Origin of the sequence: Pontibacillus chungwhensis (genome assembly GCF_030166655.1) — a bacterium.
GTDB lineage: Bacteria > Bacillota > Bacilli > Bacillales > BH030062 > Pontibacillus.
This window is the reverse complement of the sequence record NZ_CP126446.1, coordinates 1850907-1869144: the sequence shown is the minus strand read 5'-3', so window position 1 is coordinate 1869144 and position 18238 is coordinate 1850907. Positions and strand designations below refer to the sequence as shown.

14 protein-coding genes are annotated in these 18238 nt (G+C 42.7%); 1 reads left to right on the top strand and 13 read right to left on the bottom strand.

Features of this window, described 5'->3' with window-relative positions:
• Nucleotides 1-72: 72 nt before the first annotated feature.
• Together QNI29_RS09675 and QNI29_RS09670 are read right to left on the bottom strand one after the other, a co-directional pair.
• On the bottom strand, nucleotides 73-1368 hold the full coding sequence (locus tag QNI29_RS09675; protein ID WP_231416293.1) for an NCS2 family permease: 1296 nt from the start codon (nucleotides 1366-1368) through the stop codon (nucleotides 73-75).
• Nucleotides 1369-1623: 255 nt separating this feature from the next.
• A complete protein-coding gene (locus QNI29_RS09670; protein WP_231416292.1) occupies nucleotides 1624-4281 on the bottom strand; it encodes a calcium-translocating P-type ATPase, SERCA-type in 2658 nt (885 codons plus the stop codon).
• Nucleotides 4282-4374: 93 nt separating this feature from the next.
• Here QNI29_RS09670 and QNI29_RS09665 point away from each other — a divergent pair, with 93 nt between their 5' ends.
• The gene (locus QNI29_RS09665) at nucleotides 4375-6090 is read left to right on the top strand and encodes an Rqc2 family fibronectin-binding protein (protein WP_231417551.1); all 1716 of its coding nucleotides are present in this window, start codon (nucleotides 4375-4377) and stop codon (nucleotides 6088-6090) included.
• Between the two features lie 44 nt (nucleotides 6091-6134).
• Here the strand turns inward: QNI29_RS09665 and QNI29_RS09660 are convergent, their stop codons facing one another.
• From QNI29_RS09660 to pyrR, 11 genes are all read right to left on the bottom strand, one after another.
• A complete protein-coding gene (locus tag QNI29_RS09660; protein ID WP_231416291.1) occupies nucleotides 6135-6440 on the bottom strand; it encodes a hypothetical protein in 306 nt (101 codons plus the stop codon).
• Nucleotides 6441-6476: 36 nt separating this feature from the next.
• Nucleotides 6477-7118, bottom strand: coding sequence for an orotate phosphoribosyltransferase (gene pyrE / locus QNI29_RS09655; protein WP_231416290.1), 642 nt, complete (start codon nucleotides 7116-7118; stop codon nucleotides 6477-6479).
• Nucleotides 7108-7818, bottom strand: coding sequence for an orotidine-5'-phosphate decarboxylase (gene pyrF, locus QNI29_RS09650; RefSeq protein WP_231416289.1), 711 nt, complete (start codon nucleotides 7816-7818; stop codon nucleotides 7108-7110). Before pyrF ends, pyrE begins: the two co-directional genes overlap by 11 nt.
• Nucleotides 7793-8728 carry a dihydroorotate dehydrogenase gene (locus QNI29_RS09645; RefSeq protein WP_231416288.1) on the bottom strand — a complete coding sequence of 312 codons (936 nt, stop codon included), beginning with the start codon at nucleotides 8726-8728 and terminating at the stop codon, nucleotides 7793-7795. Before QNI29_RS09645 ends, pyrF begins: the two co-directional genes overlap by 26 nt.
• Nucleotides 8728-9495: a dihydroorotate dehydrogenase electron transfer subunit gene (locus tag QNI29_RS09640; RefSeq protein WP_231416287.1), complete on the bottom strand. Its 768-nt coding sequence runs from the start codon at nucleotides 9493-9495 to the stop codon at nucleotides 8728-8730. The genes QNI29_RS09645 and QNI29_RS09640 overlap by 1 nt, the downstream gene beginning before the upstream one ends.
• Nucleotides 9489-12701, bottom strand: coding sequence for a carbamoyl-phosphate synthase large subunit (gene carB / locus QNI29_RS09635; protein WP_231416286.1), 3213 nt, complete (start codon nucleotides 12699-12701; stop codon nucleotides 9489-9491). The genes QNI29_RS09640 and carB overlap by 7 nt, the downstream gene beginning before the upstream one ends.
• The gene (locus QNI29_RS09630; RefSeq protein WP_231416285.1) at nucleotides 12680-13786 is read right to left on the bottom strand and encodes a carbamoyl phosphate synthase small subunit; all 1107 of its coding nucleotides are present in this window, start codon (nucleotides 13784-13786) and stop codon (nucleotides 12680-12682) included. The genes carB and QNI29_RS09630 overlap by 22 nt, the downstream gene beginning before the upstream one ends.
• Nucleotides 13764-15053 carry a dihydroorotase gene (locus tag QNI29_RS09625; protein WP_231416284.1) on the bottom strand — a complete coding sequence of 430 codons (1290 nt, stop codon included), beginning with the start codon at nucleotides 15051-15053 and terminating at the stop codon, nucleotides 13764-13766. The genes QNI29_RS09630 and QNI29_RS09625 overlap by 23 nt, the downstream gene beginning before the upstream one ends.
• On the bottom strand, nucleotides 15013-15939 hold the full coding sequence (locus QNI29_RS09620; RefSeq protein ID WP_231416283.1) for an aspartate carbamoyltransferase catalytic subunit: 927 nt from the start codon (nucleotides 15937-15939) through the stop codon (nucleotides 15013-15015). The genes QNI29_RS09625 and QNI29_RS09620 overlap by 41 nt, the downstream gene beginning before the upstream one ends.
• Before the next feature lie 171 nt (nucleotides 15940-16110).
• Nucleotides 16111-17490 (bottom strand): solute carrier family 23 protein, encoded by a 1380-nt coding sequence (locus tag QNI29_RS09615; protein ID WP_231416282.1) that lies wholly within the window; start codon nucleotides 17488-17490, stop codon nucleotides 16111-16113.
• Nucleotides 17491-17645: 155 nt separating this feature from the next.
• The gene (gene pyrR, locus QNI29_RS09610; RefSeq protein ID WP_231416281.1) at nucleotides 17646-18188 is read right to left on the bottom strand and encodes a bifunctional pyr operon transcriptional regulator/uracil phosphoribosyltransferase PyrR; all 543 of its coding nucleotides are present in this window, start codon (nucleotides 18186-18188) and stop codon (nucleotides 17646-17648) included.
• Between the last annotated feature and the right edge of the window lie 50 nt (nucleotides 18189-18238).

The following is an 18238-nucleotide window of genomic DNA, read 5'->3' as shown; positions in this document are numbered from 1 at the left end:
ACACGTTAAAAGAACTAAGGTGTATCTATAATAAAAACTGCCCCTTTAAAAAGGAGCAGTTCTGACTACTATTTAGTGAGCCGGGAAAAATACTAGCTGAATCGCAAACAAAATACCGAATAAATATAAAAGCCAAGAAACATCTTTTCCTTTACCACTTACTACCTTTAATAATGGGTACGTTATAAAGCCCATTGCAATACCTGTGGCAATGCTTGAAGTAAGAGGCATTGTTAAGATTATAATAAAGCTTGGGAAGGCTTCATCAAAGCTTTTCCAGTCGACTCTTGATAATCCTTCCATCATAAAACAACCTACAATGATAAGGACTGGTGCTGTAATAGCAGAAACTCCAGAGATGGCTTGAATAAATGGAGAGAAGAACATCGAAAGGAAGAACAACCCTGCAATGACTAGAGAGGTTAATCCTGTTCGTCCTCCAGCAGCTACACCTGAGGTTGATTCAACATAAGCGGTAGAAGGGCTTGAGCCAAATGTAGAGCCAACCGTTGTAGCAATGGCGTCTGCCATTAGCGCAGGTCTAGCTTTAGGCATTTTCCCATCTTTCATAAATCCTGCCTGTTCTGCTACTCCAACTAACGTTCCTGTCGTATCAAAGATTGTAACTAATAAAAAGGCAAACACAACAGCATATAGTCCCTCAGTAAAGACCCCGGCAATATCCATTTCGAAGAATACTGGCGTTGGTGGCATAGACATAAATCCATTAAACTGAAGCTGATTGGTAAAGTACGCAATGATGGCTGTAATGACAATCCCATAAAAGAGAGCCCCTTTTACATTTCGGGCCATTAAGATCAGCGTGATAAATAATCCTGCAATGGATAATAGCGTATTTGGCGCTTGAAGGTTACCAAGGGTTAAAAGTCCCGCTTCTCCTCCATCAACAATAATCCCACTAAACTGAAGGCCTAAAAAGGCAATAAACAAACCAATTCCAGAAGTGATTCCAAATTTTAGTGAATTAGGAATAGCTTCAATTAATTTCTCGCGTAAACTTGTAAAACTAAGTAAAAGGAAAATAACACCTGCAATAAACACAGCCCCAAAAACGATGGTGTACGATAATCCATATTTTGTGACGACCGTAACAAAATAGGCATTTAACCCCATCCCTGGTGCGATGGCGATTGGGTAATTTGCGAGTAATGCCATAAGCAGCGTTCCGACTAGAGCTGAAATAATAGTAGCCATAAACACTTGTCCAGATGGCACACCAGCATTTCCAAGGATAACTGGATTGACAAATATAATATAAACCATTGTGAGGAATGTGGTAATCCCTGCATTGATTTCTGTTCGGACCGTAGTTCCATTTTCATTTAATTTAAAAAAACGATTCAACATCTTTCACCTGCTTTTACGAATGATAATAACAAACATTGATAATAATATTCGTTTTTTAGATATATTTCAATACAAAATCTTAATTTCCCTCATAATTTTATTAGTAAAGTGTGATTATAGGGGCCCTATATAGCTTTGCTAAAGTCTTTATGAACTAGTGTAACCTTATTTACATTATTACTTCATCGTTCCCCAGGAATAAAAAAAACATAAAAAGCATTCTTCTAAAGAAGAATGCTTTCTAACTATTTTATGCTATTTTTTAGAAAACCCCCACAAAAACGTCGGGATTGCTCCTAAAGCAGTAATAAACAGCCAATCCCTTATAGGAAGGTCCATTGTATGGAAGACCTCGTGAAGTGGATCATAATAAATGACCACAAGCATGAGCAATACTGAAGATAAAACGGCCCCTAGTAAATACAGATTAGAAAAAGGATTTCGGGCAAAGACTGAGCGTTCACTTCTGCAATCAAAAACATGAATAAGTTGAGCGACGACTAACGTGCTAAAAGCCACCGTTTGTGCATATAGCAACCTTTCCGGATTTCCCTGGTAGGCCATCATAAAGGCGATTAGTGTAACAATTCCAATCATAAATCCCCTTGAAATGATTTTAAAGCCAAGTCCTCTTGCAAAAACTCCTTCTCCAGGGCTTCGTGGAGGTCGTTTCATTACATTACGTTCTGATTGATCTAATCCAAGTGCCATAGCCGGCAACCCGTCTGTAACAAGATTCACCCATAGAATCTGAACAGGTACTAATGGTAATGGGAGCGCAAGAAACATCGCAAAAAGCATCACTAAAATCTCTCCCACATTTGAAGCTAGCAAATACCGAATGAATTTGCGTATATTCTCATAAATGTTTCTGCCTTCTTGAATGGCTGAACGAATGGTTGCAAAGTTATCGTCTAGAAGAACAAGAGAAGAAGCTTCTTTCGCAACGTCTGTTCCGCTCTGCCCCATTGATATGCCGATATCACTAGCTTTAATGGCAGGAGCATCATTTACTCCATCCCCCGTCATAGCAACGACATGGCCTCGATTTTGAAACGCATTCACAATTCTCAATTTATGGTGAGGAGTTACACGTGCAAATACGTATGTTTCATCAATAATAGCCTCTAATTGATCGTCACTCATTGAAGATAACTGAGCCCCTTCTACAACTCGTCCACCTTCAGGCATTAATTCGAGATCCCTGGCAATCGCATGGGCTGTTTTAGCATGGTCTCCTGTAATCATCACGGTTTTAATGCCAGCTTGACGGCAGTCATCTATGGCCCGCTTCACTTCTTTACGAGGAGGATCAATGATCCCGGTTATCCCCATGAAGGTCAGATCTTTTTCAAGTTCAAAGTTATTGTATGATTGACCTTTTTTTAGCGTTTTATAGCAAATGGCAATTGTACGAAGGGCCTGATTAGTCATTGTACTAAGAATATTTTCAACTTCTCTTTCATCCTTAGGTTTTAACGGGCGTTGCCCACTTGAAGAATAAATGGATGTACTGCGAGGTAATAATACATCCGGCGCACCTTTGACGATAACGACACGTTCCCCGTTCTGATGCTCTGCAATTACCGTCATACGCTTTCGATCTGAATCAAAAGGGATTTCGTATGTGACCTTCCATTCCTTCATTTGTTCTTCTGTTATCCCTGCCTTATATCCGACAACTTTTAAAGCCCCTTCTGTCGGATCTCCATCCACCAAATATCGATCATCCCGCTTCAAGATACTGGCGTGGTTACAGAGCGACCCGTATAAAAGCATACGATTAATCCCCGGAATTTCCCTCACGTTGGTTTCAATATCCCGTTCAAAAAATGCACCAAACGGATCATACCCTTCGCCTGTCACGTACAAATGATCCTCTATCGTACTTACTTGCTTTACAGTCATTTGATTTTCTGTCATCGTTCCCGTCTTGTCTGAACAGATAACGGAGGCGCAGCCTAACGTTTCAACAGCTGACAACTTCCTGACAATTGCCTTTTTCTTAATCATCCGTTGAACTCCAAGTGACAACGCAACTGTAACAATGGCAGGCAGCCCTTCTGGAATGGCGGCAACCGCTAAAGAGACACCAGCTAAAAACATTTCATATAATGGGTGCCCACGATAAACGCCTACAACGACAACAAACGCTGTTAACAAAAGGGCAGTAAAGATCAGAATCTTCCCTAGTTCAGCCAACTTTCGCTCAAGAGGCGTTGGCTTTCTCGATGTTTGAACGAGCAACGAAGCGATCTGTCCCATTGCCGTTTTCATACCAGTCCCTACCACAACTCCAACCCCGCTGCCCCTAGTTACGAGTGTTCCTGAAAAAGCCATATTTGCCTGATCCCCAAGTTCAAGTGTTTCATCCATTAAGTGATTTTCATGCTTAAGCACTGGAAGTGACTCACCTGTTAAAGAAGATTCCTCCACCTCGAGCCCACTCGTCTTGATTAATCGAAGATCTGCACTCAAACGATCTCCACTTGTGACTTTTACGATATCTCCCATTACAAGATCTGCAGAAGGAACCTTAATCCAGCTCCCATCCCTCAATACTTGAGCATGAGGGGCAGAAAGTTCCTTTAGTTTAGATAGTGACTTCTCCGCCTTCTGTTCCTGAAAAAAACCAAGTACTGCGTTCACAAACACTATAGCCATAATGGCAACCGCATCCACATATTCCCCGAGTAATCCCGAAATGAGAGTGGCTGCTAGAAGGACAAGAACCATGAAATCCTGAAACTGGCGGAAAAATAACAACAGAACATTGATTGATTTTCCCTCTTCTAACTTATTGGGACCAAGCTTTTTCAAGCGGCTCTCTGCTTGCTTTGAAGAGAGTCCCTTGTCCATATTTACATCTAGCTTCTCCGCTAGATTCTCAGCACTATATTGATACCAATTCACGTAACATTCCTCCTGAAAGTGATGAGTCTATGCTATATCTATTCAGACTCGTCCAAAAAAATGCTATAATCGGTATATTGTGAGGTGATTACCATGTCTTTTGATGGCGTTGTCACCCGGGCAGTCACACACGAATTAATGGAAATGTTAACTCCCGGACGAATTATGAAGATCTATCAGCCAACGCAAACCGAACTTATTGTCACGATTCGTAGCAAAGGAAAAAACCACAGTCTCTTACTCTCAGCACACCCTTCCTACGCTCGAATACATGTGACAGAAGATACGTATCAAAATCCAAAAGAACCGCCAATGTTTTGTATGCTTCTCCGCAAGCACTTAGTCGGTGGATTTATTGAGTCCATCGAACAGCTTGAAATGGAGCGCGTCATTCAAATCAAAGTCCGTGGAAAAGACGAAATTGGTGATGAAACAACCAAAACTCTCGTGATGGAAATCATGGGTAAGCATAGTAATATTATTTTAGTTGATCAGGAACGAGACATGATTTTAGACAGCATTAAACACGTCTCTCCTTCTCAAAGCAGCTACCGTACAGTGCTACCAGGTCACTCGTACCGCCGGCCTCCTGATCAAGGAAAGACAAACCCACTTACTCTAGAACCAGAAGTCTTTGTGAAAAAACTAGACTTTAATTCTGGGCGTATGGATAAACAAATCATGGGCATTCTCATGGGCTTTTCACCTATGATTGCGACAGAGATTAATTATAGAGCTCGTCTCGGCTCCGCTTCTACTTATCAGGCAACATTTAGTCGTATTCAAGAGCAGCTCATCCAACATGATTATACGCCTCAGTTATTTAGAGGACAGAAGGAACAATTTTACGTTCTTCCTTTAGAATCTATTCAAGCTGAAACAGAAACGTATAACACAGTCAGTGAACTTCTTGATGCCTACTATAGCGGGAAAGCAGAACGAGACCGTGTCAAGCAGCAAGCTGGTGATCTTGCTCGTTTTATGAAGAATGAACGTGATAAAAACATTCGTAAAATCAAAAAACATGAAGAAACCCTTCAAAAAGCCGAAAAAGCAGATGAATTTCAGCGGCAAGGAGAACTATTGACGGCTCATATGCATCTTGTTAAACAAGGGGATGCGTCCGTCACAGTCGTTGATTATTACGACCCAGAACAAGGGGAACGAACGATTGAGTTAAACCCTAATAAAACTCCGAGTGAAAACGCACAAAGTTACTTTGCTACCTATTCAAAGATGAAAAAATCTAAAGAAGTTGTGCAAACAGAAATCGAAAAAGCAAAAGAAGAAATTGCTTACTTCGATCAACTTATCCAACAAATTGAATCAGCCCGTGAAGAGGATGTTGAGGAAATAAGAGAAGAGCTACGTGAAGAAGGCTATATGAAAGCAAAACCACAAAAGAAGAAAAAGAAACCACAAGCACCTAAGCCTGAAACGTATATATCAACTGATGGCACAACCATCCTAGTCGGAAAGAACAACAAGCAAAATGAATATGTAACCACGCGCATGGCTAACCGCAATGACTATTGGTTACACACGAAAGATATCCCTGGGTCACATGTGGTGATCAGAAGTGAGGATCCGAGTGATGAGACACTGCAAGAAGCAGCTTTACTCGCTGCCTATTTCAGTAAATCGAAGGCTTCCTCTTCTGTCCCAGTAGATTACACGTTGATCCGTCATGTTAAGAAACCAAACGGGGCTAAGCCTGGTTTTGTTACCTATGACAATCAGAAGACACTTTTTGTTACACCGGATGAAGCGTTTATTCGTACTATGAAAAACAATCAATCAGACGCATAAAAAAAGGACGAAATCTGCTGGATTTCGTCCTTTTTCTTTATTAATCAATAAGCCCAAAAGATGCCTACAAATAAAGCAATGGCTCCGAAGTATGTTAAAAAAGCATACAACCACTCTCTTTTTTGTCCTCGTCCAATTAAAAGAACATTAAGGACACCAAATAGCGTAAGTGAAATGATGAGGCTCAATAGAGCTTTAATATTGAAAATCGGAGCCGCCATTGATAGGAAGATCCAAAAGTAGAGGTATAAGTAACACGTAAACACACCAAGCACAGCATTGCTACTCATTACTGTTGCTTGCTTTTTAAAAGACATGTCATCACGACCCTTTATGTGTACATTTGACATGATTGTACAACGGAAGGTTCATGCTGACAAGAGCATTTACCCTTGGTAATTATATGAAAAAGCTTCAGGGTCTTGATTCCACTCTCGTAAACGAGCATAGCTTTCCTCCGCCACTTTCTCTTCCTCCTTCATCACCTGAAGTAAGTAAGGAAATGTCGTTAATGATTGATAGGAAAGGTCAGCATCCCGAAATGCCTCTACTGCTTTTTGTAGTTCATAGGAGAATAAGGCTAAGACACCTGTAACGTTGATCCCCTCTTTTTGAAGAGCCTGTGCAGCAGCGATCGAGCTTTTCCCGGTCGAGATCAAATCTTCGATGACGATCGCATTTTGTCCAGCTTCCATACTTCCTTCAATTTGATTCCCTTTGCCATGACCTTTCGCTTTATCTCTTACATATACCATAGGAAGACCCAGACATTCTGCTACCCAAGCCGCATGAGGAATCCCCGCTGTTGCACATCCTGCTATAAGATCTGTGTCTGGGTAATCTTCCCGTATCTTCTCCGCTAAGGATTGAGCAATCTCTTTTCTTAACCGGACATCACTCATCACGAGTCGATTATCACAATAAACAGGAGACAATATGCCAGATGTCCATTTAAAAGGATCTTCTGGACTAAATTGGAGAGCCTCGATTTCAAATAATCGCTTTGCAAGTTGTTTATTACTTAACATATGTCCACTCCTCACTAAATAATCGATACATTTCTACAGGCTTATCTGCTTTTGTAATCCCTCTTCCAACGACGATGGAGTCAACCCCAAGCTCTCTGGCCCTGCTTGGTGTGACGACCCGCTTCTGATCATGATGAGGTCCCGCTTTCAAACGAATTCCAGGACAAAGAAGGTAGAAAGAATCAGGTAAAGCTTGACGTATTGCACTTACCTCATGGGCGGAGCAAACAACACCATCTGCACCGGACCGGTGGGCCATTTTCGCATAGTTTACCACGGTTTCTTCAAGCGTCAGGGAGATTCCAAGCTCTTCATGTAACATGCTTTCTGTTGTAGAGGTGAGTTGAGTTACTGCTAAAAGAAGCGGAGGAGTTTCTCCTATCCTTGTTCCTTCTAGTAAACCTTTCTTTGCGGCTTGTATCATTTCAGAGCCTCCAGCGGCATGAACATTTACTACATCCACCCCTAAAGAAGCCAGGTTTTTCATAGCTGATTGAACAGTGTTTGGGATGTCATGCAATTTTAAATCAAGAAAGATCGCATGCCCCTGCTCTTTTAATACGCGCACAATTTCTGCACCTTCTTTGTAAAAAAGCTCCATGCCTACTTTGACAGGTACGCCTTCGAGTCCTTGTTCTTTAATAAAGGAGAGAGCTTGCCCTCCTGATGGAAAGTCAAGAGCCAGATAAAGAGGTTTCATTTTGTCTAAAACTCCTTCCAACACAATCTGTAACCGATTCATATCCATACGCTTCTAGAGCTTCAGGCAATTGCTCAATCAACTCTGGGCACACTAAAGGGTTTTGAAAATTCGCCGTCCCTACAGCTACTGCACTCGCGCCTGCTAGTAAGAATTCCAACACATCTTCCACGCACGCAACGCCACCCATACCAATAATTGGAATATTAACAGCCTGACTAACCTGATAAACCATCCGGATCGCTACAGGTTTAATAGAAGGTCCTGATAAACCTCCTGTCCCATTCGCTAAAACAGGTCTCCCTGTTGTTAGATCAAGCTTCATCCCTACAAGAGTGTTAATCATGGATAAACCATCTGCACCAGCTTCTTCTACAGCCTTTGCCATCGCAACAATATCACCCGTGTTTGGAGACAACTTTACATATACCGGCACCTGACTAACACGTTTCACAGCTCTTGTTAATGAAGCAGCTAGCGCAGGGTCTGTTCCAAAGTGTATTCCACCCTCTTTCACGTTAGGGCAGGATATGTTCAGCTCTATGGCGTTCACTTTTGAATGAGCAGAGATTTCTTTTGCCACTTCAACATACTCTTCTTCAGAACTTCCGGCTACGTTCGCAAGGATTGGCGTATCAAATTGTTCAAGAAACTGTAGTTCCTCTTCCATTATGCGCGTGACGCCGGGGTTTTGTAGTCCAATGGCATTGAGCATCCCACCGGATGTTTCCGCTACTCGAGGTGTGGCATTGCCGTATCGACTCTCTTTTGTCGCAGCTTTAATCGTAATGGCCCCTAGCTCATTTAAGTCATAAAATTCGCTGAATTCGCGACCGAAACCAAAACAACCAGATGCAGGCAGGATTGGATTTTTAAGCTCCAACCCTGGTAAAGATACGCGTAAATCCATTACAATACCACCTCTCCAGCAGGAAATACAGGACCATCCTGACAAATTTTCCGATATCCTTTCACGTCTTCAGGGTCCTTCGCTTCGCACACACAAGCAAAACACGCTCCAACTCCACAACCCATGCGCTCTTCAAGGGAAATATATCCCGGAATCTGAAAGGAGTCAGAGACCCCTTTTAGCATAGGCTTAGGACCACAGCTATAAAAGCGAGACACCGATGAATCTAGTTCATTCAGTAGCTCTGTCACTCTTCCTTTATAGCCATAGCTCCCATCATCCGTTGTAATCATTGTTTCCCCAAGCTGACGGAATTCGTCTTCATAAAAGATCTGGCTTATGTTTTGGAATCCTAAAATAGAAGTAACCGTATTTCCTTGCTCGACAAGTTTTCTTCCGAGATAGTAAAGGGGAGGTACGCCTACGCCACCACCGATTAAAACGATATGCTCATCTTGCACCTTATCAATGGGAAATCCATTTCCACGAGGCCCGAGGACATCTACGATTTCACCTGGTTGTTTTTGTGATAGCCATTTTGTACCATGACCGACAATTTTATAAATGACTGTGACAATGTGATGGTCAACATTTGCAATGGAAAGGGGTCTCCTCAATACATGAGAAGTCCCGTCCCCTACTTTTATATGGAGGAACTGTCCTGGTTGCTTCATCGTATTGACGAAGCGACCAGTCAGTTTGATTTCAAATGTGTTCTCGGCTATCTGCTTGTTTTGAAGAATATGCATGTCATCTTTTTTTAACATGTAGCGACCACCTTTTGTTTAGACGTCTTAGGCATCGATTGAGCTGTAAAGGTCATCGACTCTATAACTCGTAAGATGGCTGATGCCGTATCAAGAGATGTCAGGCAAGGTAAACCGTGCTCAACAGCCTCACGACGTATACGGAACCCGTCTTTACGTGTTTGTTTCCCAGTGGTGAGCGTATTAATAACCATGTGAACTTGCCCTTTTTGTACCACATCCAACACGGTTTGTTTCTCCGAGCCGATCTTAGCCACTTTCGTTACAGGAAGACCTTCTTCTTCGAGGGTAGATCCCGTCCCTTCTGTTGCATATAGCTCGAAACCTAGCTGGTGGAACCTTTCTGCAAGTTCTAGAAGTTCTTCTTTATCTTTATCAGCCACCGTCATGAGCACAGCTCCATTACGAGGGACTTCGATTCCTGAAGCAGTCAAACCTTTATACAGGGCTTTCTCAAGCGTGACATCCCGACCAAGCACTTCCCCAGTCGATTTCATTTCGGGTCCAAGGTAGGTATCTACACTTCGAAGTTTTTCAAATGAGAATACGGGAACCTTTACAAAAACTTCATTCGGTTCTTTTAGGATCCCGTTTGTAAAGCCTAACTCCTTCAAAGTTGATCCTACGATTAATTGAGTAGAAAGTTTAGCCATCGTGACACCTGTAATCTTACTAAGGAACGGTACTGTTCGGCTTGCTCTTGGATTTACTTCTAGTACATACACTTCATTGTTGTGAAGCACCAATTGAATGTTAATTAACCCAACGATTCCGAGTTCCCGGGCGATACGGGTTGTATATTCTACACATTTCTTTTTAATGTCCTCACTAATACGTTGGGTTGGGTAAACAGCAATCGAGTCCCCTGAGTGTACACCTGCTCGTTCGATGTGTTCCATGACCCCCGGGATGACGACGGTCTCTCCATCACTTATTGCATCCACTTCGATTTCAATCCCTGTCATATACGTATCGATTAGAACAGGGTGGTCTTTGTGTACTTTTACCGCTTCTTCTATATACCTCTCTAGTTCAAACTGATCGTGCACAATTTCCATTGCTCGTCCTCCAAGGACATAGGATGGACGGACAACTAGGGGGAATCCTAGCGTTTCGGAAGCTTGCATCGCTTCTTGTGCTGATGTTGCACAAATCCCTTTCGGCTGAGGAATACCTAGTTTAGATAGAGTATATTCAAATTTATCCCGGTCCTCAGAACGATCGATTGCCTCAAGAGAAGTTCCTAGTATTTGGACCCCTCTTCTCGCTAAACCATCTGCTAGGTTAATAGCCGTTTGCCCACCAAACTGTACGATAACCCCCTTTGGTTTCTCTAATTCAACCACATGCATGACATCTTCTAATGTAAGGGGTTCAAAGTAAAGTTTGTCAGAGATACTAAAATCGGTTGATACGGTCTCAGGATTATTATTCATAATGATGGCTTCATATCCTGCTTCTTTTAGAGCCAGGACTGAGTGCACGGTAGCATAATCAAATTCAACGCCTTGACCGATTCGGATAGGCCCGGAACCAAGAACGAGGATCTTCTCACGATCTAATCGCTTAGATTCATTTTCCTCTTCATATGAGCTGTAGAAATAAGGTGTGGTGGATTCAAACTCAGCTGCACATGTATCTACCATCTTATAGACTGGCATAATGCTTTCGTTCATACGGTAGTTGTATACCTCATCTTCTGTTGTATTCCATACTCTTGCCAACGCAGTGTCTGAAACGCCTTTTTCTTTAGCCTTTTTCAGTAAAGATGGATTCCAAGGTTCAAGAGCCAATTGCTTTTCTAATTGGATCATCCCCTCAAACTTCTCCACAAAGAAAGGATCGATTTTGGTGTGGTGGACGATCTCTTCTTTGCTCATTCCCCTTCTGAAAGCTTCGCCAATGATAAAGAGGCGCTCATCATCTGCTTTAATAAGTCGTTCAATGATTTCTTCTTCCCCTAGGTCTTTCATGTCCTCTAGATACAATTCCTCTGTGCCAATCTCAAGAGAACGAACTGCTTTAAGCATGGATTCTTCAAAGTTTCGTCCAACCGCCATCACTTCTCCTGTGGCCTTCATTTGCGTGCCTAAGATACGGTGGCCTTTTATGAACTTATCAAATGGCCATCGAGGGATCTTTGAGACCACATAGTCAAGAGCTGGCTCAAATAGGGCGTAAGACGTTTCTGTAACAGGATTTTTTATCTCATCAAGCGTAAGACCCACTGCAATCTTGGCTGCAATCTTCGCGATTGGGTATCCCGTTGCTTTCGATGCAAGAGCTGAAGAACGACTCACCCTTGGGTTCACTTCAATGATGTAGTAGTCAAAGCTATATGGATCAAGTGCCAGCTGGACGTTACAGCCCCCTTCAATCTCTAAAGCACGGATAATTTTCAGAGAAACATTTCGAAGCATCTGATACTCTCGGTCACTTAATGTCTGACTCGGCGCTACTACAATGGAATCTCCGGTGTGGATTCCTACAGGATCCACATTTTCCATATTACAAACAACAATGGCATGGTCGTTGTGGTCTCGCATGACTTCATATTCAATTTCTTTAAATCCTGCTATGTTCTTCTCAATAAGACATTGATTAACCGGTGAGAGCTGAAGGCCGGAATGGGCAATGGTTTCAAGATCTTGTCTTGAGTAGCACATTCCGCCTCCTGCACCTCCCATTGTGTAAGCGGGGCGTACAATTACGGGGTAACCAATTTCATCGGCAAACTCTAATGCCGCATCTACTGTACTCACAATTGTGCTCTCTGGCACAGGCTCATTTAGCTCATACATAAGTGATCGGAACTTCTCTCTATCCTCAGCTTGTTGAATGGCGTCTAGTGACGTTCCTAATAGTTCCACATTGAAATCACGTAATACACCTGCTTCGTCAAGCTGCACCGCCATGTTCAATCCAGTTTGCCCACCTAATGTTGGCAGAAGGGCATCTGGTTTCTCTTTCCGAATAATCTTAGCCAGGAATTCGACGGTTAAAGGCTCCATATACACTTCATCCGCTATCGTCTCATCTGTCATAATTGTAGCTGGATTTGAGTTTGCTAGAATGACTTCATAACCTTCTTCTTTTAACGACTGGCATGCCTGCGTACCAGAGTAGTCGAACTCAGCTGCTTGACCTATTGTAATGGGGCCAGACCCGATCACTAGTATTTTATTTATATCTGTACGCTTTGGCATACAACTCGCTCCCTTCTTTTGTCACGTTTTACCGCTAGTAAAAACTCATCAAATAATCCGTTTGAATCCTCAGGACCTGGTGCACTCTCTGGATGATACTGGACAGAAAAGGCTGAAAAGTTTGGATGAAAGAGTCCTTCAACTGTTCCATCGTTCAGCGCATATTGACTAATTTGTAATTCGGTTTCTTTAATTGAATCCTCTTCGACCGCATATCCGTGGTTTTGACTAGTCATGTATACACGGCCTGTTGCGATATCTTTTACCGGGTGATTTGAACCTCTGTGTCCAAATTTCATCTTGCTCGTATCTGCACCACAAGCCAGTGCAAAGAGCTGGTGGCCGAGACATATCCCAAACAAAGGAATTCTTCCAAGCAATCCCTGCACCATCTCCACAGCTTCTGGTACATCCTTTGGATCCCCAGGCCCGTTTGAGAGCATGACGCCATCTGGTTTTAACTGCATAATTTCTTCTGCTGTTGTGTTATAAGGAACAACCGTTACATGACTGTTTCGCTTTGTAAATTCCCTTAAGATTCCGTGCTTCATCCCAAAGTCTACAAGTACGATACGCTCTCCACGACCTGGAACGACGTAAGGCTTAACGGTGGAAACCTTTTTCACTTGATCCGTGCTGAACTGCTCATCGCGTAAGGATGCTGCCACTTCTTCAGGAGACTCCTCCACGGAGGCGAAAGCTCCCTTCATCGTCCCGAACTCACGAATTTTCTTAGTTAATTTACGTGTATCAACACCAGTGATGCCTGGAATGCCTCTAGCTTTCAGATAATCATGGATAGTATCTTCAGAGCGAAAATTACTAGGGTGAGAACAAGCTTCTTTCACAATCAGCCCGCTAACAGATGGATTAATCGTTTCGAAGTCTTCGCGGTTGATCCCATAGTTTCCGATAAGAGGATAGGTTAAGGTGACGATTTGACCACAATATGATGGATCGGAAAGAATTTCTTGATACCCTGTCATTCCTGTATTAAAGACGACCTCCCCACTTGTAAGAATGTCACTTCCAAGTGCTTCACCTACAAAAGTTGTTCCGTCTTCAAGAATTAGTTGTCGTTTCATATAAGTCCTCCCCTTTCCAAATCACTTCTCCATCAACCATGGTTAATTCAACCTCACCTGTTATGTCCCAACCATCAAAAGGCGTATTCGTCCCTTTCGATGCAAAAACTCTTTTGTCTATCACACCTGCTTTATCTGGATCTAACAGTACCAAGTCAGCTGGAGCTCCTTCTTTAAGAGTGCCATACGTCAACCCAAACACTCGAGCGGGCTTTACACTCATCCAATCGACTAATTGGCCAAGAGTAAAGCGTCCTGTTTTCACAAAATAAGTGTTTAAGAGAGAGAATGCCGTTTCAAGCCCAACAATCCCAAATGGCGCACTTAGAAAACCGCCGTTTTTCTCTTCTTCGGTATGGGGTGCATGGTCTGTGGCAATAAAATCAATCGTTCCATCTTCTAATCCTTCTATAAGGGCTAACTGATCTTCTTTAGCTCGGAGAGGAGGATTCATTTTAAAGAGCGCATCGTCTCCTGGTATATCCTCTTCTGTTAAAAGAAGATGATGTGGGGTAACTTCAGCCGTTACAGGAATTCCAGCCCTTTTAGCGTCACGGATGACACGCACCGATTCTTTCGTACTTACATGACAGACATGGTAGTGACAGCCCGTAGCTTCCGCGAGCAAGACATCTCGAGCGATTTGAACAGATTCACATATAGAAGGAATTCCAGGAAGATTTAATTCTTCACTTCTTCTCCCATTGTGCATCACGCCACCTTGAATTAGATTATTGTCCTCACAGTGTGCTACAACAGCCATATTCAATGCAGATGCTTGTTTCATTGCTTCTAGCATCATATTTGCCGATTGCACGCCAACTCCATCATCTGTGAAGGCAAAAGCGCCAAGTTCTTTTAGCGTCTTCATATCCACTAACTCAGATCCAAGCTGTCTTGTGGTTATAGAAGCATATGGCAAGACCCTGACCGCAGCATCGGTTTTAATTTTGTCGTTTAAGGCGTTCATATGTTTATCACAATCTGGAACCGGTCTTGTATTAGGCATGGCACATACCGTAGTGAAGCCCCCTCGAGCTGCGGCTCTTGTCCCGGTTTCTATCGTCTCTTTCGCCTCGCCACCTGGCTCACGTAAATGGATGTGTACATCTACAAATCCTGGGGCAACTATTTTTCCTTTACCATCTATAATTTGATCTGCCTCTATCTCTTCAGTTGTAAATCCTTGAATCGTGTTTCCCTCGATGATTAGGTTTGTCTTTTCATTACTTTGTAAGGTGTGTATGTTCTTCAGTAGTGTACGCATCCAATTCTCCTCCTTCTTGTAATGCCGCTTGTAACATGGCCATTCTTACATAAACGCCGTTCTCCATTTGAGTAAAAATACGTGAGCGTTTTGTTTCTACTAATTCATCTTCCATTTCAACTCCTCTGTTCACAGGAGCGGGATGTAAGATAATACTCTCTCGTTTCATTCGCCTTTCACGAGCAAGTGTGAGCCCGTGCTCTTCTAGATAATGGGACTGATTCACTTGTTTGGCATGTCGTTCATTCTGAATACGTAAAAGCATCAGAGCATCCGCTTGTTCGACAGCCTGATCAATCTGTATATAAGGAAAAGGAAGGGTGTTGTCTTTCCATTCGTCTGGACCTGACAAACTCACCTCAGCCCCTAATCGATGCAAAGCATAAGCATTCGAACGGGCTACACGGCTATGTTTGACATCTCCAGAAATTACGACGTGCACATTTTCAAACGTTCCAAACTCTTCATAAATGGTGTACAGATCTAGTAAACACTGTGATGGATGCTCCCCCTTTCCATCCCCGCCGTTTAAGATCGGGATGGACACCCCGTTAACAAGCTCATGGTAGTATCCTTCTTTAGGATGGCGGATCACTACGGCTGAAGCACCTATTGCCTGGGCTGTTCGAACCGTATCGTAAAGCGTTTCACCTTTTTGTAAACTTGAACTTTCTGGAGAAAAATCTAGCACATTGAAACCTAAGCGTTTCTCAGCAACTTCGAAACTCATTTTAGTCCTTGTACTAGGTTCAAAGAATAGATTGGCTACAAATGTAGGTCTATCCTGAACTATGGGAACTTGCTTCCCTTTCCATTCTTTCGCTCGTGTTAACACCCCATAGATTTCCTCATTTGATAAATCATTCATGGTAAGAATATGTTTCATGCCTCTTTCCCCTTTCTTAAATCGGAAAAGGTATAAAAAAACCAGCATCCCTGATAAGGATGCTGGTTAAACTGGGTCCGTGATTTGTTAAAAAAGCGCACGAAACACAGATCGAACCTTTTCACCCTTAGAAACCTCTCTGGACTTCTTTAAAAAGTGCTAAATGTCGACTTAGGCAGCTGAATCATCTGATTTTTCAGCTTCTGTTTGCTCTTCTGTTTTGAACATGTTGCCATTTCCATAGGCTGATTCTCTACCTGGTAAAAAGAGATTTAAGATCACACCTACAATCGTTGCTAGTGCCATTGAGGAGACTTCGAAATCAGCGATTTGAATTTTCGCTCCTCCGACACCGATGACTAAAATTACTGAGGAAATAATTAAGTTTCGTTTATCACCCAGGTCAATGTTGTTATCAATCAACATCCGTAAGCCACTTGAGGCTATGATTCCGAAAAGTAAGATGGAGACTCCGCCCATAACTGCTGATGGGATGGCACCTATTACCTCAGTTACAATTCCGATAAATCCGAAGAAGATAGCCGTTACTGCTGCTCCTCCTATAACAAAGACACTAAATACTTTCGTTATGGCTAGTACACCAATGTTTTCTCCGTAAGTGGTATTTGGGGGGCCTCCTAAACATGAAGCAAGGACAGTGGCGATCCCGTCACCGGCGATCGAGCGATGGAGTCCTGGCTTTTCTAAGAAGTTCTGACCTACCACTTTCGAGAGGACCATTTGATCTCCAATGTGTTCAGCGATAGTTACAAAAGCAATCGGCACCATAATAAGAGCAATTTCTGCAAACGGGACTGATCCAGGCGTAAAGTCTACAAATGGCACCGTAAAGTCGGGCATTTGAAACACACTGCCAAGAAAGCTTACCAAGCCTGTCGCTGAGGTGATTTGATTCCATTCCGCAGCAATTCCGCTCGTATCCACTACCCCTTGTGTTAAAGCGAACAAGTAGCCACCTGTAATTCCGAAGAGTACAGGTATAATATTCATAAATCCTTTAAAGAACAGTGATGCTATAATCGTTAAGCCAAGAGTTACTGCGGCGATCATCATAAATGTTAAAGAATAATTTCCTTCACTGTCGTTCATGGCCATATCAACTGCTGTTGATGCTAACCCAAGCCCAATAACGATAATAACAGGACCTACTACTACAGGAGGTAAGATCTTCATAATCCACTTCGTACCAAACCCTTTAATCAGTAATGCTACAACTCCGTACACTAGACCGGCCATCAAGCTTCCCATCATAATCCCTGGCACACCTGCTGCCTGGTCCGCTGCTATAATGGGAGGTATAAAGGCGAAGCTAGAACCAAGATAAGCTGGTATTCTTCCTTTTGTGATCGCCATATAGGCAAGGGTTCCTACACCACTTGATACCAGTGCAACAGCCGGAGACAACCCTGTAAGAAATGGGACCAAAATGGTGGCTCCAAACATCGCGAATAAATGCTGCAGACTTAATGCGATCCATTTCGGTATGCTTGGCACTTCCCTTACTCCTAAATTAACTTGATTCTTTTTCATAAATAAGCCTCCTCTTTCATGAACACGTATTTTAGCTATAAAAAAAACCTCTTCGCGAAAGCTCGCAAAGAGGTAGACGTGTCCTGAATATACACGTTCCCTATTCATTGCGACCTTTCGAGCCTCTCTGGACTTCATTTAAAGGTCTTCTATTTTTACTTTGTAAAAATACTTACTTCATCCACTTCATCTGATTCTAAGAGTTGCACTCCAATAACTTCTTCCTGAGAAGTAGGAACATTTTTGCCAACATAATCTGCACGAATCGGCAATTCACGGTGACCACGGTCTACGAGTACAGCTAATTGTACTTGTGAAGGTCTGCCATAATCCATAATCGCATCCATTGCAGCTCGAACCGTCCTTCCGGTATAAAGCACATCATCGACAAGAATCACTTTCTTATTTGTTAAGTCCGTATTAACGTGTGTACCCTTAATTGTAGGATCCGCTTGATCTTCTGATTTTGAAAGATCATCTCTGTAAAGGGTAATATCTACTTCACCAATCGGTACGTCGACCCCTTCAATTTGAGAGATCTTATCTGCAAGTCGTTTGGCTAATGGAACCCCTCTTGTTTTGATTCCAACCAGGACAAGACCCTCTACCCCTTTATTCTTCTCAAGAATTTCATGGGCAACTCGTGTAAGGCCTCGCCGGATGGCTGCTTCATCTAATACGAGTGCTTTCTTTTCCATGTTGACTATTCCCTCCTGTACTAACCAGGTACGCAAAAAATCCCCTTCTA

Coding starts and splice junctions, on each gene's coding strand:
- QNI29_RS09620 (WP_231416283.1), bottom strand. CDS start 15,939: ATGAAACATATTCTTACCATGAATGATTTATCAAATGAGGAAATCTAT.
- pyrR (WP_231416281.1), bottom strand. CDS start 18,188: ATGGAAAAGAAAGCACTCGTATTAGATGAAGCAGCCATCCGGCGAGGC.
- QNI29_RS09630 (WP_231416285.1), bottom strand. CDS start 13,786: ATGAAACGACAACTAATTCTTGAAGACGGAACAACTTTTGTAGGTGAA.
- carB (WP_231416286.1), bottom strand. CDS start 12,701: ATGCCAAAGCGTACAGATATAAATAAAATACTAGTGATCGGGTCTGGC.
- QNI29_RS09675 (WP_231416293.1), bottom strand. CDS start 1,368: ATGTTGAATCGTTTTTTTAAATTAAATGAAAATGGAACTACGGTCCGA.
- pyrE (WP_231416290.1), bottom strand. CDS start 7,118: ATGTTAAGTAATAAACAACTTGCAAAGCGATTATTTGAAATCGAGGCT.
- QNI29_RS09615 (WP_231416282.1), bottom strand. CDS start 17,490: ATGAAAAAGAATCAAGTTAATTTAGGAGTAAGGGAAGTGCCAAGCATA.
- QNI29_RS09660 (WP_231416291.1), bottom strand. CDS start 6,440: ATGTCAAATGTACACATAAAGGGTCGTGATGACATGTCTTTTAAAAAG.
- QNI29_RS09645 (WP_231416288.1), bottom strand. CDS start 8,728: ATGGATTTACGCGTATCTTTACCAGGGTTGGAGCTTAAAAATCCAATC.
- pyrF (WP_231416289.1), bottom strand. CDS start 7,818: ATGAAACCTCTTTATCTGGCTCTTGACTTTCCATCAGGAGGGCAAGCT.
- QNI29_RS09625 (WP_231416284.1), bottom strand. CDS start 15,053: ATGCGTACACTACTGAAGAACATACACACCTTACAAAGTAATGAAAAG.
- QNI29_RS09665 (WP_231417551.1), top strand. CDS start 4,375: ATGTCTTTTGATGGCGTTGTCACCCGGGCAGTCACACACGAATTAATG.
- QNI29_RS09640 (WP_231416287.1), bottom strand. CDS start 9,495: ATGTTAAAAAAAGATGACATGCATATTCTTCAAAACAAGCAGATAGCC.